Here is a 25,626-nt window from a genome sequence, read left to right on the forward strand (position 1 = left end):
AAGGAATAGTGCCAACTTGATAAGGGGAAATTTCGTTATGACAGAACCACGCTCCATCTATATCCTGCTTACGAATACGGGAACGTTGTTTACCAAAGTCATTCAAAGTTACACCAGAGCGCCATACAATCATGCCTCCATCTCATTTGACCGGGAATTATCCGAGCTGTACAGCTTTGGTCGCAAGCATCCCAGCAATCCGCTGAACGGCGGGTTTGTGAAGGAAGATATTCAGACAGGTACATACAGTAAATATCCAAATACCACATGTGTGATTTATGAGCTTCAGGTGACGGAGCGTGAAGTGGAAAAAATGAAACGGGTGCTGCATATCTTCATCCGCAGCCGTCAGAAATATATGTACAATCTGCTTGGTGTGATTGGTATTACGTTGAAGGAGCCAGTAGAGTTTAGCAACTCCTACTTTTGCTCGCAATTTGTTGCCGAGATTCTGCAGCGTTCAGGCATCAAGCTGTGGAACAAGCTGCCTGCGCTGGTGACCCCGGATGATTTTCGCCAAAGTGAACAACTGCAGCTGGTGTATGAAGGGAAGTTAAAGGAGTATAAGCCGGGTATTGAAGAGGGGGAATGAGGGCAAGGAGTATGTCTTATGCCCATACGCTCGCTGTCCTATCGCTCAAAAAACATATTATAAAACAGCCTGCCGCCACGAATTTCCGCGCAACAGGCTGTTCGGTTTGTGTAACGCTAGATAGATGATGTAGAGGAACGGTCAAAATCAACCTCTTCGAGGAATTCGATCACTTCACCATTTGGACTATGCACAACCGCATTTCGAACTTGAAGTGGGGGCTCACCAAGTGAGATCCAATCGGGTTGAATATATGGTTTTGCACCATGAGCAAGCGCTCGCTCGTAGATCTCTTCCACATGGTCTACGTAAAAGGCGAAATGCAGTAATGCCCCATGTTTTACTGCTTCGGGAGACTCTGCTGGTTCACCTTCGGCCGCGATTACGGCTCCGGGGTCAAACAGTTCAATGCAGGTCCGTTGATCCGGTGAGATCAGCATGCACGCCTCGGTAATTTGGAAGGCGGGCAGACTCCAGGAGTGACCAACTTTAAATCCTAAAACATTCGTATAGAATGAGAGGGTATCCTCATAATTACGTGCTTGAATGGCAACGTGAGCAAGTCCGTTTACACTCATGCTCATCACTCCTTCTTCAGATTGTTTTCTAAAGTATAAAGGGAACGCTGCATTGGAACCATGCGATATCAAAGGATATAATGGGGTGAGAGTTGCAGTTTATAAGCTCTTTTATCCCAAAAAACTTATTAAATTAGCCTGATTCTCGGGAGGGTCTACAAATGGGTTATGTTATAGATGAGATCGACCAGCAGATCATGCGCTTGCTACAGCACCATGCTCGCATGCCAATTGTACAGATTAGCAAAGAGGTGAACATGTCCCAGCCTTCGGTCAAGGAGAGAATTCTCAAACTGGAGGAAAATGGGGTCATATCGGGATATTCAACCATCTATGATCTGGCCAAACTAAATCGTGGGACAACGACGTTTATTTTACTCAAAACAGAGCATTGTGAGGAATTCGTTCACTTCTGTGAACAGGCTGTTGAGGTTACGGATTTATATCGGATTAGCGGTGAGTACAACTATCTGATCAAGGTACAGACGGCAACCATTGAAGAGCTTGCTGAGTTCCAAGACTCGCTTGTGAAGCTTGGGCCATCCAAATCCCATATCAGTATGAAAAATATAATGGAACACCGTGTGCTGCTCTAAGTAGCAGCGAAGCACGTTAGTGTATGGGTGGTAGGATATTCGGTCCTGCCATTATTCATTGTGCACATGCACAATGAATTTCGTCTGTTCATCAATATTTATTTGGCTCACCAGCAACTATAATGAAAGCGTGTTCAACAAGTAGGGTTTATCCTTTAATAACACGGATGGGGTGTGAGAAGATGAGAGAGACGACATTTGTACTGGCACCGGATTCATTTAAAGAAAGCATGACAGCGAAAGAAGTATGTGTGGCGATGGAAAAAGGATTGCGTAAAATCTACCCAGCCGCGAACTATATTCATGTACCGATGGCTGACGGAGGCGAAGGCACCGTGCAGTCGCTGGTGGATGCTTCTGGCGGCGTAATTTACCAGAGAGAGGTGAGCGGGCCACTGGAACAGCCTGTATTAGCGCAATATGGCATTATGGGCGATGGGTTAACGGCGGCGATTGAGATGGCATCGGCGAGCGGCATTCATCTGGTGACCATGGAAAGCCGGAACCCGCTTCGCACGTCAACCTATGGCACGGGAGAGCTGATTCGGGCGTGTCTGGATCAGGGTATTCGCAAAATCATTATCGGAATTGGTGGAAGTGCGACCAACGATGGGGGTACAGGCATGGCCGAGGCGCTTGGCGTAACTTTTCTGGATGCACACGGGCATCCACTTGCACGTGGAGGTGGGGCACTTGATCAGTTGGCACATATCGATGTGACTGGGCTGGATGAACGATTGCAGGATGTGGAGTTCATTGTCGCCTGCGACGTAACGAATCCGTTATGCGGGGAGCATGGCGCCTCACGGGTGTTTGGGCCGCAGAAGGGGGCTACACCAGAGATGGTACGGGCGCTGGATGCGAATCTTTCCCATTATGCAGATGTGGTGAAGCAGCAGCTGCACAAGGATATACGTGATGTGCCGGGTGCTGGTGCGGCAGGTGGTTTGGGCGCAGGGCTTTTGATTTTTACACAGGCTGTGTTGCGCAAAGGCATTGAAATTGTCATTGAATACACTGGATTGCGTGACAAGCTGGTACATGCGGATGTGGTGCTTACGGGCGAAGGCGGCATTGATTTTCAAACGAAATTTGGCAAGACACCTTACGGTGTAGCGCGTGCTGCAAAGGAAGCGGGCAAGCCAGTTATCGCCATTGCAGGTTACGTTGGTGAAGGGATAGATACGTTGTACACTGAAGGAATTGACGCGGTGTTCGGTATTGTGCCGGGGGCGGCTGATCTGGAACAACTTCTGCGCGAAGGCCCAGAGAATGTGGAACGTACAACCGAGAATATTGCGAGAGTGCTAAAATTGGGTCTGATTTCTTAACATTCTGTGGCTCGGTTATGTGGGGTAGCCTGTTCATAACAGATGGCAATACTGGCATCTCGTCTGCTAACAGAGATGAAGGCATGAGTTTTTATTCAGATTTCGCTTCGTTATGGGATTCCTCGACTAATTTCTCCGCAGTAATCATATGTTTGGTTCCGTTCAAATACTCCAGATGAGCCTTGCCCCAGCCGCACATGCCATCCAACAGCGTACCAATCGTCTGCCCGTGTTCGGACAGACTGTACTCGACCTTCGGTGGAACATCGCCATAGAGAGTGCGCACAATAATCTGATCCTGTTCCAGCTCCCGCAGCTGTTTCGTTAACGTGCCCTGTGCTACATCGGGAATCATGCGTCTTAGTTCACCAAATCGTTTCGTGCCTTCCTTCAATAAAATAAACAGGATGAGCGGTTTCCATTTTCCATTAATGGCTTCCAACGTAACGAGTACACCTTGTAAGCGTGGCTCCTGTAAATCCATAGTATTCACCTCAATTTAAACAACTATATGTAACTTCATCATACCTGATTTTTTCGCGTTCTGCTTGTTTTGTCTATGTGAATTGGGCAGGAATAACTGTGTCATCTGGTTCCAATAGTACGAATTTTCGTACCTGGTACGATCCAATTGCGTACTGTTCAGGGCTAATCTTTTCGATAATAATGAACAAAACGCTGGTACAACGAAAGTTCTGGCGCTACGAGGGGAAGATGCAGAATGAGTTCATTTACATTGGAGAATAAACGTGTCGTGATTATAGGAGGAAGCTCTGGAATTGGACTTGCAACGGCAATCCAGGCTGCTGAGGCTGGTGCACATGTAGTTATCGCGGGACGATCGGAGACCAGATTAGAGGAAGCGAGGGAGCAGATTGCTCGTGTCGCAGGCAAAGGCAAGACTGGCACGGTGTCCATCGAAGTGTACGTATTGGACAATCAGGATGAAAAGCAAATCGAACAATTTTTCAATCAGGTTGGTGCATTCGATCACCTGTTCACCCCTGGAGCTGCATACACCCGTGGTCCGTTAACTTCAGATCGAGAGACGGCCGAAAGCTGTTTCAAGGGCAAGTTCTGGCCTCAATATTTTGCTGCCAAATACGCAGCTTCGTATCTATCAGCTTCGGGTTCGATCACGTTAATGTCGGGCGGCTTCAGCCAACGCCCACTGGAGGGCGGGGCCTCTTACGCTGCGTGTAACGGAGCGATTGAAAGTCTGGGCAAAGCACTTGCAGTGGAGCTCGCGCCTGTTCGCGTGAATGTCGTGTCCCCCGGAACCATCTGGCGAGAGGGGCAGGAGGGTACACCTCGCGGTGAACATTTTAAAGACTATGAGAGGCTGTCTGTGCTCAAGCGTGTGGGCTACAATGGGGAGATTGCACATACGGTTACTTACCTTATGACGAATACATTTACGACAGGAAGCACATTGTTTGTGGATGGCGGATATACGATGATTTGATGCGTCTACCTGTTTGTTATACAGGGAGCGTGGAGGAGTATAGGGACGACGTGACAAGAATCTTAATTTTTATAGAATATAGGACTCTATAATTAAATGAAGAAGTAAACATGATGAATAATGACGAAAAATATTTGAAATCCGGACTGTTTTTCACCTACAGGCCGGATTTTTTTCCGTTTATTGGAGTGAATGTTCAGAATCCGTTCAGAGTTGCGTACTACACTAGACCTAGATTGATAGGCAATTAGACATGATGCCTAAAAAACATGAGACAAGGAGGACAACGTTTTATGTATTACAAGAAGCTTATAAGTTGTTTATTAGCTGTAGTTTTGGTATTACAGGTAGTTAGTGTGGGAGGGGTTGCAAGTGCGGGTCCAGCTCCTACCGCATTGGAGCACCTTAATGAAATAAGGAATTCATATGAGGATATTGAAGGAGCAATTTCAAGTGTCCAAAGTATCCTGACAAGCGGAAGTTTAATAGATATTACCGATATAATGACTACCTATAACCTGCTGACTCAAGAGCAAAAGAATGAACTGGTACGAGGAATGATTCTTTTGCTGCCACGTGAGATAGAGTATGAGAATCAAAGCCAAGTAGAGTATGTTTTTGCACTATTATATAACTTGGTCAAGCTGCCTAAAGAAACTAGTCCAGATACTGTACAGTATATTTTAAATGAGATATATGGTTTGTATAGCCATGCTGGTGGTTTTCTCCCTTCTGACCAAGCAGAACCCATGGTTGAGGAGAGTGCTACTTACAGCACGTTGAGAGGCGCCGACAAGGTGATGTATACAAATATCGTGATGTTTGGACCTGCTTTAGGAAAATATGAAACGCCAATCAATTATAATGGACAAATCGAATTATTAATGGATTTGCTGTCAAGATATCTTCCTATTAATGTTCCGAATAATATTTCGGACATGGAAGCTACACTAGATAGCATGTTTGGGCACTATTTCATGACTATGATGTTCGGGATGGATCCCTCAGTTACCGTTCAGCCTTTTCCAGTTAATATGGAGAAAATGTCTACCATAGAGAACAATGATCAGAAAAGGGCGGATCTTGCACAGTGGATGATTGAACACAGGCCAGTTGAAGGTTACGACGATGTGACACAGCTGCAAGCTGTATTTGATGCATTCTTCGAGCCTGAAGGTGATTCTTTGTTGGATCAGTATAACGAGCTCAAAAAGAAAGCAGACCGGGGTAACAGCAATGATTTTATTCAAGAAGCTATCTTGCTGCTTAGTAATAAGCAATTCATTGGCACGCCTGATTTTGAATCTTTGCCTGTAGAAGATCAGGAGGCTATTGCAAAATACTTATTAGATATCGAAGCGCCAACAAGCTATGGATATGAGAAAAAGGGGCAAATTGAGTTCTTGGTGCAATTAGCTCTGAAAGCTCTTGAAGTGACTCGCCAAATCGATGGACCGAATGCATTAGTTGCACTTAATGACCTGTATAGTAAGCAAGCAGAAAGAATAAATCATTTTGATTATCCGAGTGCTGAAGATAATTTCTATCCACTCATTGCTGCATATAGCACTGCCTCCGAGGTAGATAAAAGCACAACGGCTTATCTATACGAACTTAAACTCAAAAAAACATCTTCCATTTCAAGCGTTTTGAGATATATAGACACAGCAGTGGAAGATACACCTTTCATTAATCGTGCAAATACGACTGAGGAAATGGTAACGTCACTGGATAAATTAAATAAAATTCATGAGAATATTCTGACTTATAACGAAGCGAATCCAGGAACTCCGATAACGAGCTTCGCTTTGGATACAAGAAAAATGGATAACTTGACACCAGAAGAGCAGGAACAGTTGGCTGATCATATGCTTACTGAAAGACCGATGGGTGGATATACCAGCTTTGAATCCATTCAGACTACATTTAACGAATTTTTCCCTGGTAATGAAATTGATGCGTTGGCTGCTGTAAATGCTGCAAAGAGTAGCAACGATATCGATGGTATGATTCTGGCCGTGGAAAATCCTGATCTGGAAATTAATTTACCGAATGGATACTATGAATCCTTGCAAGTTAAGAAATTCATTGCTGGTTTCCTGATTGATTATGTGAAGAACGATTATAGAAATAAAGATCAGGTTCAATATATGATTGAACTCGCTGTTCTGGCACAATCCATCTGGGGGCAGAAGGAATTCGACGTTCTTAAAAACAAACTGGATTTATTTGCACAAAAGTTGGCGGATGGACCAGATTATTTTAATGACCAACAAACATATGTGCTGCGCAGCCTGGGGAAACAACATTTGGACCGTAGCCAAGTAGATAAAGGTGTTTTTGCTTATAAATACCTGCATCAGGTGGCTTTTGAAAGGTTGGAAGGAGAATTTAAAGGGAATATTGTTAATCCGGAGATTGTACTGAGTCTCTTTTCTATGCCTTTGGAATCCTTTGAGAATGCTACTTCTATTCCGCTAATGGATGAATGGCTTGATCATGCCATGAACGAATGGATTGCAGGGGAAGCATTCTTCGATAACTATAAATTTAGACGTACAGGTGCCCTTGATTTGTCCAAAAGAGCTGATCTCAGCCCGGAAGGCCGAAAAGAACTGGCCGAATGGGTGCTTAATGAACAAGACCGCTACGAGGATGTTGGGAATCTACAATATGTGATCAACCGATTCTTTACGGCTCCTAATGTAACGGGAAATGATATCACCAACACCATAACGGGCTTGAATGACACGATGGAGATCTCCCTCAATGGCAAACAGACCTGGATTGATGTTGCTTCTATTCAGAAATTTGATTTTAGCGGTGACAAAACGGTATGGGTTCGTTACAAAGCCATCAGTGACTTATTGCCAGGACGTGCGGTGAAGATTGTCTTCACGGCGGATGGCGATAGCAATAACGGAAATGGTTCAACACCAAACACGGGTGGAAGCACAGGTGGTGGATCGTCAGTGACTACACCTGTAACGACTACACCGACGACCAAGCAGGAACAAATCGTCGTGGACGTGAACGGAGCGAACGGCACCAATCTCACCAAAACACCAATTACACGTACAACCGAGGCAGACGGCACGATCAAGGACCTCGTGAAAATGTCTGAGGCGATTGCTAAGGAATCGGTGGAAAAAGCGAAGCAATTGAACATGAACACGGCACGCATTGTCATCCCTGACGCCAAAGATGCTGTGTCTGAGACACGCATTGAACTGCCAAAAGCAGCGGTGAAACAGCTGAATGATGGTGGGCTTAATCTTGAGATTTCCACAGAGAACGCTATTATCTCGGTTCCAACGAAGTCGATTGCCGGATTCGACCAGGATCTATACTTCCTCGTCGTTCCGTTGAAAAAGGAATCCGAGCGTAAAGAAGTGGAAGAACGTGCGAAGAAAGAGCAGTTGATTCAACAGATTACTCCAAATTCAAACGTGAAAGTACTGGCTCGTCCAGTTGAAATCGAAACAAATATGCAAAGCCATGAAGTAACACTGACATTGCCGCTGCGCGACAGTCTGCCAACTGATCCTGCTGCCCGCCAGCAAGCTTTGGACAACCTGGCTGTGTACATTGAACATAGTGACGGCACGAAAGAGCTGATTCAAGGTAAGCTGGTGAAGCTCAGCGATTCCAGTGAAGGCATCGAGTTTACAGTTAACAAATTCAGCACGTTTACCCTCGTTGTGGTGGATGGACTGAAAGCTTCCCAAGGCTCGCACAACCCGTATATCAACGGTTTTGGTGCGGATTTCCGTCCGGATGCATTCGTAACCCGTGCGCAAATGGCAGCGATGTTGGCTCGTAATCTGTCTGATGAAGCGGGAACTGCATCCTCGAACGCTGTAAACTACGACGATGTATCTGCTACCCATTGGGCAGCGAGTGATATTAAAAAAGCGCAATCCGCAGACATCATGAACGGTATGAACGCCACTCAATTTACACCCGAAGGTTCGATTACCCGTGCACAAATGGCGACCATTGCATACCGCTGGATACAGCAACAAAGCGCAGACACAACAAGCAGCACAACACAAGCAACAGATGGTACAGGATTCACAGATGTGTCCGCCGACCTGTGGGCTTCCGATGCAATTGCCTACGTACAATCGGCTGGCCTGATGACCGGATATAACGATGGTACATTTAAACCGGACAGCAAACTGACTCGTGCTGAAGCCGTGAAAGTATTAAATATACTGTTCAAACGGAAGCCGGCAACAGGCGTAACTACACCATCTTTTACAGACGTACCTGCAACACACTGGGCTTATGCAGACATTGAGGCTGCGGCACAGAAATAAGATAACCATATCTATAACAAAAGGGGAGCCCCAACCATGAAGACATGGAGGGGCTCCCCTTTTAATTATTTAAAGCCAGCTCAGCAAGCACATCGTTGCTCGCCGAGTTGGCTTTTTTAGTTTAACGAACGAAGTGAATGCTATTCTTCATAATAAGGCGTATATGATTCCTTAGCGTGTTTAATCACTTTCATGTGGAGCGTCTTTGTAAAAAACACCATCCCGCAGTTGGTCTACAAATCCCTGCAACCACTCATAATACTGCTCGGCATGCTGAAGTTTATGCAAATCGCGCAAAGCGTCTTCCCGTTCCTCCGGCGGAGTTGTTCTGGCGAGAATAATCTCCGATAACTGCGGAATGACCTCCCGAAGGCTTTCCTGCATCACGTCGATTTCCCGTTGAAGCTTGGCCCCGAAGAAGTTCTGAAACGTACGGAAAAAGTTGGTTTCGGCCAGATACTGATCCTGGCGTTCCCGCTTTTCCTCCAATTTATAGATCATCTGAGATTCGGTAAGCGAACGTACAGCATAACTCATATTACTTTTGCTCATGTTCATGGACGTTTTCATCTCTTCCAGCGTCATGGGGCGATCCTCAAAATACATAATGCCATACAGTTCACCAAATGAATGATTGACTCCATACAGATCCATGGTATTGGCAATGGCGTCAATGACTTTCTCCCTCAGCTCGGGCCGATAGGACAACGACGAATGGTTCTGGTCCTCGGCAGCTTCTTTTCCCACAATCTCACCTCTAGTATATGGATGGGACTCCCTGTTTCTTTTTCATATTTTACATGACCTCGCGTTATTTTAACATAACCCGGAATTAGTTTTTTCAAATGTATTATACAATCATTTTTGTACACAAGAGATTAAAGGGAGTTTAAAGGCATGATTTTTAGAGAAATTAAATAAAATTTGGACGATTAGGAGTGTGCAAATTGCGTGTGAAATTATGGAGGGAGACAGAAGCGGTTCTCTTCACCCTTCCTGCCCTTATCCCATTACTCATTTTCTGGCTTGGGCCTTTGGGATACATTGTATATCTGAGTTTTACGGATTGGGACTTCATGAGTCCTGACAAATTATTCGTCGGTTTGGATAACTACAGCTATCTGCTAACCAATTCTGAATTTTACCGTTCATTAAAAGTTACGCTGTTGTTCGGTCTTGGAAGTGTAGTGCCTACGATTGTGGGTGGATTGGCGCTGGCCATGCTCATGAACAGCAAGATTAAGTCCTCCGGCTTGTTCCGGACGCTGCTGTTCTCCCCTTGGGTGACTCCGACAGTCGCAGTCTCCATTGCGTGGTCATGGATTTTCGAACCTGAAGTGGGGCTGGCCAACCTGTTGCTTGGCTGGGTCGGCATATCCCCGATCGGCTGGCTGAAAGATCAGAACTGGGCACTGGTAGCTGTGCTCATCGTCACGCTGTGGAAATCGATTGGCTGGTCTATGGTATTTTATCTGGTCGCATTGCGTAACCTGCCATCCGATCTGCTTGAAGCGGCATCGATTGATGGGGCAGGCAGCTGGGACAAGTTCCGAAGCATTACACTGCCGTTGATTTCACCCACCACGTTCTTCCTGTCCATCATTCTGACGATCCAGTCGCTTCAGGCTTACGACCAGATCAATGTGATGACGCAAGGGGGACCGGCGGGTTCAACAAGGACACTGCTTTACATGTATTATCAATCTGCATTTGAGTCCTTTAATGTGGGCGAGGCTTCTTCCATCGCCGTTGTTATTATTCTGATCTGCGTTCTGCTGTCAGGAGTATCTTTCTTGCTCGGCCGACGCCTGGTGCACTATTGATGAACATGACCACTCTAAGCAACCAAACAAGAAAAGATAATAGTCGTGAGGAAGTGCAGAAACGGAAGGTCCCTCGTGCAGGAAAAGGATTTGCTACCGCACTTCGCTATCTGCTGCTTGCGCTGGTGAGTCTGACGATGGCATTTCCGTTCTACTGGATGGTCATTAGCGGTTTAAAGACCAATGACGAGATCTGGCAGTTCCCGCCAACCTTCTGGCCCGAAACGTTCCGCTGGAACAATTATGTGGATGCGTGGCAGTCTGCTCCATTTGCCCGTTACATTCTGAACAGTACAGGGGTAGCGGCAGCGATCTGTCTGATCCAGGTCATTAACTCCAGCATGATGGCCTATGCACTCACCCATATGCGTTTTCGTATAAAAGGGGTTCTCACCGGACTGATTCTGGTAGGCTACATGATTCCGAGTACCGCCGTTTATTTGCCCAGTTATTTGGTGCTCAGCGAACTTAAATTACTGGATTCCTATACCGGACTGATTGTGTCCAACTGTGTCAGTGTGTTCTCTATCTTCCTGATTCGTCAGGCGTTCATGCAGGTATCCCACGAATTGGTGGAAGCCGGCCAGTTGGATGGAGCGTCGCACTTCCGCATTCTTTGGACCATTATGACGCCGCTGGTTCGTTCGTCGTTTGCCGTGATGGTGTTGATTACTTTCATTGACCAGTACAACAACTATTTCTGGCCGATGCTCATTACCAAAGACCCGAATCTGCAATTGGTATCCGCAGGTCTGCGCAGCTTTTTCGTGGAAGGTGGAGCCTACGGTCTGGCATGGCCGCAGATCATGGCTGCCAGTGCTTTTACCATCGCACCGCTGCTTATCCTTTTCCTGTTTACCCAGAAAACGATCATGCAGAGTGTGAATATTACTGCCGGCGTGAACAAGAACTGATTTTCACAACATACTTTATATAGGAGGAATCAAAATGAAATTGGGTCAAGCGAGTATGAAATGGCGGAACAAATTAAAGCTCAGGTGGAGAGGGGGCATGTCGCTGGTACTGGCTGCGAGTTTTGCCCTGATCACCGCGTGTGGTTCCTCTGCCGATAGCGGCACGGGCACGGGTTCAGATGCAGTAGCTGCGAATGGAGCTGATTCTGCATCAAGTAGTCCGGTCGAGATTGAGTTCTGGTATGGTCTGGGTGGTAACCTGGGAGATAACATGAAGAAGACGATTGACGCCTTCAATGCATCCCAGAACGACGTTGTTGTGAAAGGGATTGTACAAGCCGATTACACGGAGACCGAACAGAAACTGCAGGCTGCCATTGCCTCGAAAAAAGTACCCGCCGCTGTACTAAGCTCCAATATCGACTGGGCGCGCAAAGGCTACTATGCACCTCTGGATGAGCTGATCGCCGCCGATCAGAGCTTTAACAAGGAAGATTACGTGCAAACCTTCCTGGAGCAGGGAAAAGTAGACGGCAAGCAATATTTCTTACCGATGTACGGAACAACTCAGATCATGTATTACCGTATGGATGCGCTGAAAGATAATAATATCGATCCTGCTACTCTGACCACGTGGGAGGCACTTGCTGAAGCGGCAGCGAAGATGAGCAAGCAGGAGAATGGCAAAACAACCTTCTACGGCTGGGAGCCGATGTGGGGTAGCGATAACATGATCGACGCCGTGCTGGGTAAAGGCGGGAAAATTCTGAGTGATGACGGCAAGACCGTAACGATTGATTCACCGGAATGGGTAGAGACGTGGGAGCTGTTCCGCAAGTGGATTAATGAGGACAAGACTATGGGTATTCATTTTGGCGGCCAAGGCTGGGAGTACTGGTACAAAACCATTGATGATGTGATGAAAAATAAAGCAGCTGGATACACCGGTTCCAGCGGTGACCAGGGAGATCTGGATTTCAGCATCGTTGCAGCTTTGGAACAACCAGGCTGGGAAGGTGTAGGCCAAGGCAAACCTGTAGCGAGTGCGATCATGGCTGGTATCCCGGCCGAAGCAAGTCCGGAACAGCAGCAAGCAGCTTATAAATGGCTGACGTATTTCTCGGAAACAGCGAATACAGCAGCTTGGTCCATGAACACAGGTTACATTGCAGTTCGTCAATCTGCTCAAGAAGATCCTGCTTTCAAAACGTTCAGTGAAGAGAACCCGCAAATCAAGGTTCCACTGCAGCAGGCTTCCCATGCTTCGGCTCCGTTCCAGGACCCGACCGGAGGCAAAATCAATGATGCACTGAAGGATGCGGCAGATCAGGTACAGATTAATAACATTCCAGCGGCACAAGCGCTGAAGGAAGCCAAAGAAAAGGCTCAAAAAGAATTGGATCGCGTGAAATAACAAAGGAAACAGCTTAACTTGGAGGAGCGGTGCAGTCAGTCATATGTGCCGCTTTTCTGACTTAGTAATTCAGCAGACAAGGAGCGTAACCGATGTCCGATTTAATTCTGGGGAGCCTTTCTACCCCAATTGAGGCTATTTTATTTGACAAGGATGGGACATTGCTTGATTTTACAGCCATGTGGGGCTTCTGGACCGATTGTGTGATGGAGAACTTCCGGGAAGAGCTTGCTGCCCGTGGCCTTCAGTTCACTGCAGTAGAGATTCCTCATATATGGGGAACATTCCATGATGAGCAGGGACGAATGAACGGTTATGATGTGCGAGGACCCCTTGCCATGGGAACGATGGAGGAAGTCTACGCCGTATTAACTTGGCATGGCTATCGTGCAGGATTAAGCTGGGCGGAAGCGAAAATTATTGTGAGGGAATGTTTGCTACAGGCAGAATACGCAATGAATAAGGAGCGCCCTGCTCAGCCCCTCCCAGGCGTTCTTGCCTTTCTTGAGCACTGTCGCAGCAAAGGACTGAAAATGGGTGTCGTCACAGCGGATGAGACAGAAAATGCCCTAAGTCATTTGAAGTGGATGGGGATTGAATCTTTTTTCACCGTAGTTGTAGGAACGGATCAGGTTGGACGGGGAAAACCGTTTCCTGACATGTTGCTGCTGGCGTGTGAGCGTCTGGGTGTACCTACTGCAAGAGTTGTCGTGATCGGCGATACGGATGGTGATATGGAGATGGCTCGTGCTGCCGGAGCTGCCTGGAAGATTGCTGTCGGCGAACCTGCTCATATCAAGCTCGCGGATCTTACGGTTCGTTCGTTTGATGAATTGCTGGAAGTCGAGGTAAACCGATGACGAACCATTCGTATACGGGATGGATACTACTTGCCCTAGCGATTGGATTGGAGCTGAGCGGTACGATTCTGATGAGGGTCTCGGATGGTTTTACCCGCGTATGGCCTTCCATTCTTATGTTTGCTTGTTATGGAGCGAGCTTTACCCTATTGAATTTTGCTGTGAAGTATATGCCGCTGGGTGTTGCTTATGCCATCTGGTCGGGCGTAGGCATTACATTGATTGGGATCGTGGGACATTACTTTCTGGGAGAACGTCTAAAGGCGATGTCGATCGTCTGGATGGGCTTTATTCTGATTGGCATTATTGGACTGAAATGGAGTGATTCCTGATGGATTATGAAAATAAACACGAACAACCGATAGTCAGCTTCCAGGTCATCACAGATACGCATGTGAGAGAGCAGGCCGATCATATCCATAATCGTCATCTGGAGAAAGCGCTGGAAGACATCGCAACGTATAGCCATGGCAGCAGCGGAATTATGCATGTGGGCGATGTGACCGATCGTGGACTGCTGCAAGAATACCAGGAGTTGCAGCGTATATTGGAGGCTCACGGCGAATCACTGCCTCCAATACGTTACACCGTAGGTAATCATGATATCGGAGCCATTTTATGGGGAGATCCTCCGCTGAATTTGACCACAATGACCCAGCATGAGGTGGGCGAAGTGTTGGGGCATTCAGGGGATATGGGCCAAGTCGAGGCTCATGATATTGAAAAACTGCAAGAATCGATCTCGATTGAAGAGTTATGGCAGAAGCGATTGAACAATTTTACAGCAATCACAGGTATGAACGGATCGCACCACGACCACTGGATCGATGGATATCATTATATCTTCCTGGGTACGGAGCAGCCTCATCCAAAAGATTGTGATATGTCTGCCGATCAACTGCAATGGCTGGAAACCAAACTGTCGGAACAAGCATTACCTGAGCATCCGATTTTTGTCTTTCTCCATCAACCACTGATGGATACAGTCGCGGGTTCCATGAAGGAACAGGGTTGGTATGGTGTGAATGAGGACGCAGCATTAAAGGCAGTTCTAAGTCGTTATCCGCAGGTCATTCTCTTCTCTGGGCACACCCATTGGCAATTAGAGGCTCAGCATACCATTTACGAAGGTGGCGGACAGCTGCCAACGATGTTTAATGCTTCCTCTGTAGCTTATCTCTGGACGGATGAGGATGAGCATCTGGAGGGAAGTGAGAGTTTACATGTGGATGTATACCGTGATCGGGTTGTCGTTAGGGGACGTAATCATGTGACCGGGAGCTGGATTGAAGGCACAGAATATACGGTTCATTATCCGGTAAAAGTAAACGGCGGTAATTGATCCATACATCGGGTAAGTTGATGGAATATGCAGGGCAGCAATAGAAGACTTCGCTCGTTAATTGAAGCGGAGTCTTTATTATTGCTGTAAAAGTTCCACGTGAAACGTAGCAGTGGTACTTGAATCTGGACAAACTTGTAAATGGGTATCGCGGAGATCTATACTCAAATTAGTGGAAACGCGCCAGTACATACGAAAGGGCGTTGAAGCAATACAAAATTATTCTTCGTGTACGTTATTTAATAAACCTTGAGACAGAATTTCATCAGCTCAAAGTTACACCCAGATCTGAACAATACCAGTCGTAAACTGGAACTATCGATCAGTAGAGAGGATGTATGTGCGCATGAGGGAACTTCAAGTAAACACAAGATATGGCACGGTTCAAGGAGAGCTTCTGCATGGAGCGAGTGTATGGAAAGGCATTCCTTATGCTACACCACCCGTGGGTGAATTACGCTTTCAGGCTCCAATCCCACCCGAGTCGTGGGACGGAGTTCGGGAGGCGAAACAATTCGGTCCTGAAAATATACAGCCAAGAAATCCTCAAGCCGAGGGCCTATCTGGACAGCCTCCGGTGGAATCGGAAGATAGCCTTTACCTGAATATCTGGGCACCTGAAAAAGAAAGCCATGATCCACTTCCCGTAATGGTATGGATTCATGGCGGATCTTTCGTTTCAGGCGCTGGCAGCCAGCCCATGTACGATGGAACACAACTTGTCCTCCGGGGAGACGTTATCGTCGTGACGATCAACTATCGCCTGGGGCCGCTAGGGTTCTTGCATTTGGCTCCGCTTGGAGATGGTTTTGCATCTAATGTGGGTTTACTGGATCAGATTGCTGCGCTGCAATGGGTACAGGACAACATCGAAGCTTTTGGCGGAGATTCGCATAACGTCACTGTATTCGGAGAATCTGCGGGCAGCATGAGTATTGCGGCGTTGATGGCGATGCCAGCAGCCAAAGGATTTTTCCATCGTGCCATTATGCAAAGTGGAGCCTCACAAGTCGTGCCAGCAGAGCAGGCTTCAGCCATTCGTGATGGCATGCTGAAGGTTCTGGGTGTAACACCAGATGACCTGCATAAACTCAAAACCATTCCAGTGGAGCAAATCATCGCTGCTGGCGAGACGGTTAAACAACAAAGCGGTGCAGGGATGGCCCTGTTGTTCCAGCCCGTACTGGATGGAGTTACACTTCCGAAGTCGCCTCTTCAGGCGGTAGAAGAGGGCGCGGCACAGGATATCCCTGTACTGATCGGAACCACTTTGCATGAAGGCTCGTTGTTCATTCAGCCTCAGGTGCCTTACTCCGAAGAGATCAACATGGTGAAGGCTGTTGATTTTATGACACCTGATCTGGAGAATCGGGCAGCCATTGCGGACAGTTATCCCAAAACTGCAGATGGCCAGGCCCAGGTGATGACGGATCTATTCTTCTGGCGCTCGGCTGTGCAATATGCGGCAGCTCAGCAGAAACATGCACCTGTGTGGATGTATCGCTTTGATTGGGTGATGCCGGAGCATCCACTGCTGCATAAATCAATTCATAGCATCGATATCTTCTTTGCTTTTAATACGTTACCTGTATTGAAGTTTATGAATGCCGAACCGGATGCTGCCGCGGTAAAACTTGCGGGTATAGTGCAGGATGCATGGATTTCGTTTGCCAAGCAGGGCAAGCCTGAGACAGCAGGAGTAAATTGGCCTGCCTACGAAGATGATCGTGCTACGCTGATATTCAATCATGAAGTAGAGGTGGTCCATGACCCGGAAGCTTCCAAACGTGAGCTGCTGGGGCTATAGTTCGACCCTGTTTGGACTTCATCTCAACATAGACAAAAGGTGTGTCTCGTCATTGGCTGACGAGGCACACCTTTTTTTACGATGGATCAAACTTGCCGGCTTTAATGGCAAACGCTACGGTACTATCTGTCATCTGAAACTATGTGCTGTGAGTGTTGTGAGTCAGGAATTTTATTTTCTTGAAGCTCGTGTCTTGGACACATCATCACAGTAAAACGCACGCTTGCCTCGGGAGAACAGCACCAGCATGACATGCACGAACAACACCAAGAGAATAAGCATATGCAGACCAAAAATTCCGACAGAGATCCACACCTTATAAGGTTCGAGCATTACATTTTCGTTCAGAAAGGCATAATCAGTTATGAATTGAGCTACGGTGACCAAGATCCAAGGGGCGTAAAGTGCCAGCAACCTTTTAAACAGGGATGCGCTGGAAGGCTCCCCAGTATCCCGGTGAACATATCTGAACCGCATGAGGGCAGACCCTGGAGTCTTGCCATCTCGCAAGGATGGAATAAAGAAAAATACAAACAGCATGGCGATCGCCGTATTTAGCGTACTGACGATCACATTTGTATTACTCCAATTAAATATGGACATCAGATTGGACAGGAATACAACAACTACACCGTCAATGATAAGTGCCAGTAATTGAGGCACAGGATAGACCTTGTTTTGTTCCAGAATCTGCTCGCTCTTCTCCTGAATACTTGCTCGAGACGGGAATAAGGCAAGCAAGATGGGAGCTGCGAAAAATCCCAGTATCGTTCCTGAAGTATTCAGTAACAGGTCATCCACGTCAAACAGCCGGTACGGGCAATCATAAAAACCGTAGAAGCCGGTGATCTGGGTAATCTCAAAGAACAGGGATAAGCTGAATCCGCTTAACAAAGCCTGTTTCCAGTACGATCTCTTTTGCCAAAAATAACGGATATACACGCCAAGTGGCATGAGAAGCATTACGTTGAACAGAACCTGCAGAAAAGCTCTGCCCTGAATCATTCCCATATAGCTGGCGGGTTGAGACCAGACGATTGGTGTTTCTTTCATAATATCTTTTACAAAGGTGAACGGAACAAGGTTGTAATATACGGTATCCGCTGCTTGCTGTGCACATGTATTACGAGTAGTCGGGAAAGGAAGAATAACCAGACAATACGCAGCCAGTAGGTAGAAAATAAATGAGAAGCTGACCCCAAACCGCGACCAGCTAAAAAATCCATCTTTCCGATATCCGTAGATCAACCAAGGAACCAGCAGAAACATGGCGATCAGGACAAAAATAAAGAAAGCCGTTTGGACAGGAAAAACATAGGGTGACATGAGCAGAAACTCCTTTTATAGGATATATATCAGCATTTCGTGTAAGACACGACTTTTAAGAAGAGTATTTCGTTGTGATGCTCCACCATTTTTCTTTTATTGCTTCAGTATAAGGAACCTCCCTTAAATCAGGGGGCGGGGCAATCTTAAATTTAGTTTAAAATCAATTAACCAGCGTGCCCTATGTGGAACAATAGATTGCATTCCCGTATACTTGCGAGGAAGCCACAAAATGAATGGAGAGTTTAATACATATGTCTAATTTGCCTAATTGCCCCAAATGTAATTCCGAATACACGTACGAGGACGGTAATTTGTTGGTGTGTCCAGAGTGCGCGCACGAATGGGCGCTAGCGTCTGAACAAGAGAATGCGGAAGAAACTAAAGTAGTACGCGATTCCAATGGTAATGTCCTGAATGATGGCGATACCGTTACGGTCATTAAGGATTTGAAGGTGAAAGGCAGCTCACTGGTAGTTAAGCAGGGTACCAAAGTCAAAAACATTCGTCTGATTGACGGTGACCATGACATCGACTGCAAAATCGACAGCCTGGGCGCGATGAAGCTGAAGTCCGAGTTTGTGAAAAAAATCTAGCTTCTCTTTTGGCACGCTGGATTGCCATGTTATTGGCCTTGTCTTAAACCATAAAGAACGTTCATTTCTGCAACGCTGTGGAAGTGAAGGTTCTTTTTTGTTGTATGGAGAAAGGGTAAGAATGAACCTTTGAAGGATCGGCTTTGTCTATAGATTAGAAAAGGCTGATGCAGAGAAAGGAGGGAAAGCTTTTGAACGAAAAGGAATTGTTTGAGATGTACAACAAGGATGTGTACCGAACTTGTTATTACATGCTCCATCATGCTCAGGATGCAGAAGATGTATGCCACGATGTTTTTATTACGGTGTTTCGTCAGGATTGGCAGAAGGTTGAATACATGAAGACATGGCTGATGAGAATTACGGTGAATCATTGTCTTAACTTTCTGAAGAGGGAACGCACAGCCAAGCAGCGGGAGAAAAAGCAGTTTATTCTCACTCCTCAAGGAACCGCTGCCCCGGTTGATACGTTGATCGAGCAGGTGGAGAATTCCGAAGTCTGGGCGCAATGGGTTCATGAGCTACCTGAAAAGATACGTTCAGCGATTCTGCTGCGTTATATGAACGAATTAAGTTTATCGGAAGCTGCAGAGATTCTGGAAGTGCCACTGGGAACGGTGAAGTCAAGAGTGTATAAGGGTATTCGATTGCTTAGGAAAAAATGGGATCAAGCCAGAAAGCAACATCAGAAAGGGGAAATGTATAGTGAAGCATACGGAAAATCTGTTGTCTCGTCATCTGAAAAATGATGCAGATATTCGCTATCCCGATTTCGATGCCATGTGGAATCAGATTCAACAGGATCAGGAGCGTTGCCCAGAGCTTCATGTATCAGAGAATAAAGAACATCTGCCGCAACAGATCAAATGGAAAAAGACTGCACTGATAGGAACCGCTGCAGTTATTCTCATGGCGACGCCAGTATATGCAGCAGTCCACTATAATTGGGGTGAACTTTTAAATGACCGTAGTGGTATCCAGAATGCCATGCAAAAGGATCTTGGACAGAAACTGAATCAGTCCGTAACGGTCAACGGTGTGACTTTAACACTGGATACAGCCTTTTCCGATGATAATCGCACGGTTATTTTGTACACATTGGACCCTGGTAAGTACAGAGGTGATACATTACAATTCCCTTCTATTGGCCTGCGGGATGAGAGTGGTAAGCTAATCAAGGGAAGATACTACCATGTTCCTGATCAGACCGATGGAAAGTTTAAAGGGTACTTTGAGACGGAGTGGACACCATCAGGAAAAGAAGCGAATGTCGACTTCACTGTAGGTGGAATCCAAATATTAGTTCCGGAAGAAAAGGAAATTACCCTAAATCCTTTTCAGCAACAATCACAGGTGTTCAATATCAATAAGGATGGTTTGGGTGAACTTGTAGTGAGCGCATTCAATGAAAAGGAAGATAAGATGATGTTGTCTACATCATTAACCTTTGTTCAACCGGAGGTACGTGACTATGCCTTTCCGTATGTAAAGATATACGATCAGAAAGGACAGATTTTGGAAGGGAATGCAGCGGGCATATATGGAAAGCCGGGAGAACATGGTGAATATATATCGGAACAGTTCTATAACTTGGAAAAGTTGAAGCAACAAGCAGCAAGTTATGTACTGGCTTACAGTAAAGAAGAAGGCAAAATGGAGCAATCACTGGATATTGGTATACGTCTGGATAAAACAGAGATGCTTAGTGGTACGAGTAAAAGAGTGCTAAATATACCTCTGGATCAGCAGTCGGATGGAGCAGTCATCAAGGAAGCCATAATTACACCCACCCAAATCAGGCTGATCGTTACTCATAGCGAATATTTCATGCAATTACCATATTTGCAATACACACTTGATGTAAATGGCAGCCAGTTAATTGGAGGGGTATGGCCGTCGGACGATCCGGCACATGAAGCGGAACTGCGCTTCGAAGTGACCTCTGGTCTAGAAATCAACCAAGATACACCAATGACCTTGTACGCTCGCCATAAAGTCAACTATTTTCAGGGTGAATTTGAGCCGATTATGTTATCCGAGATTGGGGAGAAACCACAGTACCTTGATTCAAATCTGGGCGGTTCTATAATCCATTGGACATATTACCGTAAAGACGGTGATTTGTACGTGGAGAGATATAGTGATGATCTACATTTTGGTGGAATTAATCAGACCTATACGATCCAGAAGGGCAAACGAAGTTATGGTACTCCTGCCAAAACTCAATTTGCCGGTGACGGAAAAAACCTGGGTATTGATCGGTATAATAATTACACATCGGATTCAGCAATCGTATATCCGTGGATGTACAGCACAGAAGAACCGGAACGTGAAGTAGCTGTGCAACTGGAAAATAAGAATTGACAGGAAATATTTAGAAGTACTATACTGAGTAAAATTTAACAGTCAAATGCATTGATCAGGAGTATTAAGGCACAAGGTTTGGTCCAGAGAACTGTCGTTATGGTGCAAGGCAGTCCAACCTATCCCCAACTCACCTGTGAGCAGCAGGATTGAATCGTAGTTACGTAAGTATCGTCGTTGTTCAGCACACGAAAGGGCTCGATATTGATAATGATGCTATACGCTGACTTCATGTAGATCCTGACGGTTAACCTCCGTCATCAGGTCCTGAGATGTTATGGCAGGATAGGTTGGAGTATGATGTTTCCAATCCTGTTCATGGATCAAGAAGAGTGGTACCGCGAAGGTCAGACCTGTCGCCTCTTAGTTGAGGTGGCAGGTTTTTGTTTTTTTATATGGCCTTAATGTTGAGAAAAGGCAGGTGCAGAATCATGGAAAGATCACGTGTGATTGAGTATTATTCCAGATTTGACGAGTGGGGAAGGTTGGATCGGGAACCGCTGGAGTTCATCATTAACATGCATTATATCCGAGAGTCACTTCCGGCAACCGGACTTGTGCTGGACAATGGCGCCGGACCAGGCAAATATGCGATGGAGCTTGCCAGGCTCGGATACCATGTCACGCTGTCAGACCTGACCCCTGCATCTGTGGATATGGCTCAGCAGAAGGCAAAGGAATTGGATTTGACACAGCAGTTTGACAGTTTCCATGTATTGGATGCGACCCATCTGAACGGCATTGCAGATGAGACGTATGATGCCTCTCTGATGCTTGGGCCATTGTATCATTTGCAGACGGAAGAAGAGCGAGTGGCTGCGGTAAGGGAGCTGCATCGGGTCACCAAGCGTGGGGGAACTGTGTTTGTAGCGATGCAGAGCCGTATGCGAATGGGCATTACCTCTTTGCAATCCCCGCAGCAATGGAAACCACATGACCACATGGAAGCTATCCGTTCTTTTGTGGAAAAGGGAACATTCGATCATCTGGATCAAGGACGGTTTACGGGGGCGTACTATTTCAACATTCAGGATATTAACCCATTTATGGAGCAGTACGGATTCGAAACGGTAGACCTGATTGGATCGTCCAGTCTGAGAGCTATGCTCACAGAAGAGCAGCAGCAATATTGGAAAGAACGCGGGGAATACGATGAGTTGATCCAGTACATGATTGAGGCGGCCAAAGACCCGTCGATATTGGGAATCTCGTCTCATCTCCTGTACATTGGGAAAAAGAAATAATCATTAAATCATTGGATTTTGAGAAGAATATGTCACGAAAGTGCCCTCTGGAAAACAGGGGGCACTTGTATTTTTCCTCAAAATAGTTCAATATTAAGATAAATAACAAAAGGTGATCTACTTACAATAGGTTAGATGAACGACGGATCGCTTCATACCAGGGAGGAATAGACAATGGAAATCGGAATCAGTACATTTGTGGAGACGAACCCAGATATAAAAACAGGAGAACTTATAAGTCATGCGCAGCGTATTCGCGACGTCGTTGAAGAGATCGTTTTGGCAGATCAGGTGGGGCTGGATGTATACGGCGTGGGAGAACATCACCGTGCCGACTATGCCGCTTCATCACCCGCTATCATTTTGGCCGCCGCAGCTTCACAGACCAAACGCATTCGCCTAACCAGCGCTGTAACGGTGCTATCTTCGGCTGATCCGGTACGGGTATTTCAGGATTTTGCAACGCTGGACGGTATTTCGAATGGGCGTGCGGAGATTATGGCAGGGCGGGGATCATTCATCGAATCATTCCCATTGTTCGGGTATGATCTGAATGATTATGATGAATTATTTGATGAAAAATTGGAGCTCCTCTTAAAGCTGCGTGATTCGGAAAAAGTTACTTGGGAAGGCAAACACCGCCCGTCCTTTAACAATCTGGGCATCTACCCGCGTCCGGTACAAGAGAAGCTGCCCGTATGGATCGGGAGTGGCGGTAACCAGGAATCGGTTGTCCGCGCGGGTCTGCTTGGATTACCGCTTGTTCTCGCCATTATTGGTGGTCGTCCTGTTCAATTCGCACCACTGGTGGAGTTGTACAAAAAAGCAGCTGCACATGCAGGTCACGACGCTTCCAAACTGACCGTTGCTTCTCACTCTCATGGCTTCATTGCGGATACAACAGATGAAGCTGTGGAGAAATTCTTCCCTCCAGCTCAGGCAGTAATGAATATGTTGGGCCGTGAACGCGGCTGGGGACACTATAGCCGTGCAACCTTTGACGCGGCACGTAGTCTGGAAGGCGCGCTGTATGTCGGTGATGTGGATACCGTTGCTCAAAAGATTATCTATCTACGTAAAGAAGTTGGTATTACACGCTTCATGTTACACACTCCCCTCGGCACGATGCCGCATGAGGAGGTAATGAGAGCTATTGAACTGCTCGGAAAAGAAGTGGCTCCCAAAGTCCGTGCTGAAATCTCGCGTTGGGAAGCTGAGAACGAAACCACGCGTTAATTGGTAATGGTAATCCCTTATAGATCTAATTAAAAAAAGGAGCAGGTCCTTCATCCGAGCGATGAAGTGCCTGCTCCTTCTTTCGTTTCCTTATCCATTCATGGCTTAGCCCTTGGAGGATACTCCAACAAGAGAAAGAATAACCATGGACAACGTATGATCATATAGCCGTTTCGCGGCCTCTTCACTCTCAATATGGCCTCCCAGGTACAGGTGGATGACGCCATGCAGAGGGGCCCAGATCATACGAACTGCAAGCAAGAGATCGTTCTCCTTAAGCATTCCCTGCTCAATTGAGACCGCAACCAGGGACGTAATTTGTTTGAGTGCAGTTGCTGTTCCTTGCAGACTCTCTGCATCTGGTTTGAATTCTGCAAAAGAACCGCCAAACATCAGCTGATAGAAGCTGGATTGTGTAATTCCGAAATCCCAGTAGGCATAAGCGAGATCGCGAAAATAATTCTCGAATGATGCTTGCTGCGGCACGGATTCAAACGATTGGGATAGGAGGGAGCACCCCTCCATATATAGATATTTAGCTAACCCTTCTTTCTTGCCGAAGAGGTTATATATGATTTTGGTGGAGCACTCCATTCGTTCTGCCACGCGCCGAACTGTAACGGCTTCGGGGCCGTGCTCTTGCAGCAAGGATGCGGCGGCATGCACAATATTTTGGCGCAGGTTTTCGGAGTGCTGGAGTCTGGCTTCCTGAAAGGTAGTGACCGTGTGAGCGGATTCTTTGGAACCCGAATTGTGATCTTTCATCTATCTCATCCTCATACATCCATATTGTTGTTTAACGGTAACCGTGTTTCTTATCGTCATTCTACTGTTTTACGCTGGAAATCGTCAAATGATCAAAAGAAGTTGACAGTACGAAGACAAGAGAGTACGATGATTTCATTAGAAAACAGTGTTTCCAATAAAAAACGAGTGTTCTGAAAAGGTGGATGAGATATGAAGCAGGTTCAAAATCAATGGGTACTCATTACAGGGGCTTCTTCAGGAATTGGGCAGACTTTTGCATTGGAGATGGCGTCAAAAGGAAAACATGTGGTCTTGGTGGCCCGATCGGAGTCCAAATTGCGTCAATTGGCAGAACGGATTGAGCGAACCTATCAAGTGAAGACGGAAGTGATTGTAGCGGATCTATCCCAGGCGGATGCACCACAACACGTTTATGAGGAATGTATGAATCGGGGCATACAGGTTAATGTATTAATCAACAATGCGGGATTTGCCACGCATGGAATGTTTGAGCAGGTGGATGGTGCACGGCAGCAGGAAGAGATTATGCTGAATGTACTCGCAGTCATGAACATGACCCATCTTTTCCTGCCAGGCATGCTGCAAAAACGGAACGGTACCGTCATCAATGTTTCTTCAACAGCTGCTTTTCAACCTGATCCATACATGGCTGTATATGGGGCTACGAAATCTTTCGTTCTTTCTTTTACAGAGGCGTTGTATGAAGAGAACCGGAAACGAGGCGTTAAGTTTTTGGCTCTATGCCCTGGCTCAACCGATACCTCATTCTTTGACGTAGTAGGAGCCGAAGAGGCCTCGGTAGGCAAACGGGATACGCCTGAGCATGTTGTGGAAGTGGCGATGAGGGCGTTGGAGTCAGGCAAGCCGTATGCTGTGCCAGGTGCCTCCAATTATTGGACGGCCCAGTTCGCCCGCCTTATGCCGCGCAGACAAATGCTGAGGATCGTAGGGGGTATGCTTCGGCCCCGTTCGAAGAGTGGCAAGCCGCAAAAGGCACAGGCTTAACCATACCAAACCTACCAAACTCAAAGACGCTGCCAGCTGAAAT

23 protein-coding genes are annotated in these 25,626 nt (G+C 46.5%); 18 read left to right on the forward strand and 5 right to left on the reverse strand.

Annotated features, from left to right (window positions below; genetic code table 11):
- Nucleotides 1-37 precede the first annotated feature (37 nt).
- A complete protein-coding gene (locus gpAD87_RS25130) occupies nt 38-592 on the forward strand; it encodes a hypothetical protein (RefSeq protein ID WP_064641601.1) in 555 nt (184 codons plus the stop codon).
- A gap of 116 nt (nt 593-708) precedes the next feature.
- Here gpAD87_RS25130 and gpAD87_RS25135 read toward each other — a convergent pair whose 3' ends face one another.
- Nucleotides 709-1,170 carry a VOC family protein gene (locus tag gpAD87_RS25135; RefSeq protein WP_064641602.1) on the reverse strand — a complete coding sequence of 154 codons (462 nt, stop codon included), beginning with the start codon at nt 1,168-1,170 and terminating at the stop codon, nt 709-711.
- A gap of 161 nt (nt 1,171-1,331) precedes the next feature.
- On the opposite strand from gpAD87_RS25135, the gene gpAD87_RS25140 reads away from it, so the two are divergent.
- Together gpAD87_RS25140 and gpAD87_RS25145 are read left to right on the forward strand one after the other, a co-directional pair.
- Nucleotides 1,332-1,766, forward strand: coding sequence for an Lrp/AsnC family transcriptional regulator (locus gpAD87_RS25140; RefSeq protein ID WP_064641603.1), 435 nt, complete (start codon nt 1,332-1,334; stop codon nt 1,764-1,766).
- A gap of 182 nt (nt 1,767-1,948) precedes the next feature.
- Complete coding sequence (locus gpAD87_RS25145; protein ID WP_064641604.1) at nt 1,949-3,097, forward strand: glycerate kinase; 1,149 nt, start codon at nt 1,949-1,951, stop codon at nt 3,095-3,097.
- Between the two features lie 91 nt (nt 3,098-3,188).
- On the opposite strand, the gene gpAD87_RS25150 is transcribed toward gpAD87_RS25145, so the two are convergent.
- A complete protein-coding gene (locus gpAD87_RS25150; protein ID WP_082935339.1) occupies nt 3,189-3,581 on the reverse strand; it encodes a winged helix-turn-helix transcriptional regulator in 393 nt (130 codons plus the stop codon).
- A gap of 237 nt (nt 3,582-3,818) precedes the next feature.
- Here gpAD87_RS25150 and gpAD87_RS25155 point away from each other — a divergent pair, with 237 nt between their 5' ends.
- On the forward strand, nt 3,819-4,562 hold the full coding sequence (locus gpAD87_RS25155; RefSeq protein ID WP_064641605.1) for an SDR family oxidoreductase: 744 nt from the start codon (nt 3,819-3,821) through the stop codon (nt 4,560-4,562).
- A gap of 503 nt (nt 4,563-5,065) precedes the next feature.
- A complete protein-coding gene (locus gpAD87_RS25160; RefSeq protein WP_197521515.1) occupies nt 5,066-8,884 on the forward strand; it encodes an S-layer homology domain-containing protein in 3,819 nt (1,272 codons plus the stop codon).
- 180 nt (nt 8,885-9,064) lie between these two features.
- Here gpAD87_RS25160 and gpAD87_RS25165 read toward each other — a convergent pair whose 3' ends face one another.
- Nucleotides 9,065-9,631 (reverse strand): GbsR/MarR family transcriptional regulator, encoded by a 567-nt coding sequence (locus gpAD87_RS25165; protein WP_064641607.1) that lies wholly within the window; start codon nt 9,629-9,631, stop codon nt 9,065-9,067.
- A 200-nt stretch (nt 9,632-9,831) separates the two neighbouring features.
- On the opposite strand from gpAD87_RS25165, the gene gpAD87_RS25170 reads away from it, so the two are divergent.
- The 7 genes from gpAD87_RS25170 (at nt 9,832) to gpAD87_RS25200 (ending at nt 17,044) form a co-directional block, all read left to right on the forward strand.
- The gene (locus gpAD87_RS25170; RefSeq protein WP_063565861.1) at nt 9,832-10,707 is read left to right on the forward strand and encodes a carbohydrate ABC transporter permease; all 876 of its coding nucleotides are present in this window, start codon (nt 9,832-9,834) and stop codon (nt 10,705-10,707) included.
- The gene (locus gpAD87_RS25175) at nt 10,707-11,621 is read left to right on the forward strand and encodes a carbohydrate ABC transporter permease (RefSeq protein ID WP_231952837.1); all 915 of its coding nucleotides are present in this window, start codon (nt 10,707-10,709) and stop codon (nt 11,619-11,621) included. Before gpAD87_RS25170 ends, gpAD87_RS25175 begins: the two co-directional genes overlap by 1 nt.
- A 34-nt stretch (nt 11,622-11,655) precedes the next feature.
- Nucleotides 11,656-13,035 carry an ABC transporter substrate-binding protein gene (locus gpAD87_RS25180; RefSeq protein ID WP_064641608.1) on the forward strand — a complete coding sequence of 460 codons (1,380 nt, stop codon included), beginning with the start codon at nt 11,656-11,658 and terminating at the stop codon, nt 13,033-13,035.
- 92 nt (nt 13,036-13,127) lie between these two features.
- Nucleotides 13,128-13,895, forward strand: coding sequence for an HAD family hydrolase (locus tag gpAD87_RS25185; protein ID WP_064641609.1), 768 nt, complete (start codon nt 13,128-13,130; stop codon nt 13,893-13,895).
- Nucleotides 13,892-14,227 (forward strand): DMT family transporter, encoded by a 336-nt coding sequence (locus gpAD87_RS25190; RefSeq protein WP_063565864.1) that lies wholly within the window; start codon nt 13,892-13,894, stop codon nt 14,225-14,227. Before gpAD87_RS25185 ends, gpAD87_RS25190 begins: the two co-directional genes overlap by 4 nt.
- Nucleotides 14,227-15,237: a metallophosphoesterase family protein gene (locus gpAD87_RS25195; protein ID WP_064641610.1), complete on the forward strand. Its 1,011-nt coding sequence runs from the start codon at nt 14,227-14,229 to the stop codon at nt 15,235-15,237. Before gpAD87_RS25190 ends, gpAD87_RS25195 begins: the two co-directional genes overlap by 1 nt.
- Before the next feature lie 346 nt (nt 15,238-15,583).
- Nucleotides 15,584-17,044 (forward strand): carboxylesterase/lipase family protein, encoded by a 1,461-nt coding sequence (locus gpAD87_RS25200; RefSeq protein ID WP_064641611.1) that lies wholly within the window; start codon nt 15,584-15,586, stop codon nt 17,042-17,044.
- A gap of 171 nt (nt 17,045-17,215) precedes the next feature.
- Here gpAD87_RS25200 and gpAD87_RS25205 read toward each other — a convergent pair whose 3' ends face one another.
- Entirely contained in the window at nt 17,216-18,370 is a 1,155-nt protein-coding gene (locus gpAD87_RS25205; RefSeq protein WP_064641612.1) for a VanZ family protein, read from the reverse strand.
- Between the two features lie 254 nt (nt 18,371-18,624).
- Here gpAD87_RS25205 and gpAD87_RS25210 point away from each other — a divergent pair, with 254 nt between their 5' ends.
- The 5 genes from gpAD87_RS25210 (at nt 18,625) to gpAD87_RS25230 (ending at nt 23,810) form a co-directional block, all read left to right on the forward strand.
- Complete coding sequence (locus gpAD87_RS25210; protein ID WP_064642005.1) at nt 18,625-18,966, forward strand: zinc ribbon domain-containing protein YjdM; 342 nt, start codon at nt 18,625-18,627, stop codon at nt 18,964-18,966.
- Nucleotides 18,967-19,157: 191 nt separating this feature from the next.
- Entirely contained in the window at nt 19,158-19,715 is a 558-nt protein-coding gene (locus gpAD87_RS25215; protein WP_064641613.1) for an RNA polymerase sigma factor, read from the forward strand.
- Complete coding sequence (locus gpAD87_RS25220; RefSeq protein ID WP_064641614.1) at nt 19,672-21,330, forward strand: DUF4179 domain-containing protein; 1,659 nt, start codon at nt 19,672-19,674, stop codon at nt 21,328-21,330. Before gpAD87_RS25215 ends, gpAD87_RS25220 begins: the two co-directional genes overlap by 44 nt.
- 431 nt (nt 21,331-21,761) lie before the next feature.
- On the forward strand, nt 21,762-22,574 hold the full coding sequence (locus gpAD87_RS25225; protein WP_064641615.1) for a class I SAM-dependent methyltransferase: 813 nt from the start codon (nt 21,762-21,764) through the stop codon (nt 22,572-22,574).
- A gap of 174 nt (nt 22,575-22,748) precedes the next feature.
- Nucleotides 22,749-23,810: an LLM class flavin-dependent oxidoreductase gene (locus gpAD87_RS25230; RefSeq protein ID WP_064641616.1), complete on the forward strand. Its 1,062-nt coding sequence runs from the start codon at nt 22,749-22,751 to the stop codon at nt 23,808-23,810.
- Nucleotides 23,811-23,915: 105 nt separating this feature from the next.
- On the opposite strand, the gene gpAD87_RS25235 is transcribed toward gpAD87_RS25230, so the two are convergent.
- Nucleotides 23,916-24,575 (reverse strand): TetR/AcrR family transcriptional regulator, encoded by a 660-nt coding sequence (locus gpAD87_RS25235; protein WP_063565872.1) that lies wholly within the window; start codon nt 24,573-24,575, stop codon nt 23,916-23,918.
- Nucleotides 24,576-24,767: 192 nt separating this feature from the next.
- Between gpAD87_RS25235 and gpAD87_RS25240 the strand changes: the two genes are divergently transcribed.
- Nucleotides 24,768-25,583: an SDR family NAD(P)-dependent oxidoreductase gene (locus gpAD87_RS25240; RefSeq protein WP_064641617.1), complete on the forward strand. Its 816-nt coding sequence runs from the start codon at nt 24,768-24,770 to the stop codon at nt 25,581-25,583.
- Nucleotides 25,584-25,626 lie beyond the last annotated feature (43 nt).

The organism is Paenibacillus sp. AD87, assembly GCF_001659845.1.
Taxonomy (GTDB): domain Bacteria; phylum Bacillota; class Bacilli; order Paenibacillales; family Paenibacillaceae; genus Paenibacillus; species Paenibacillus marchantiae.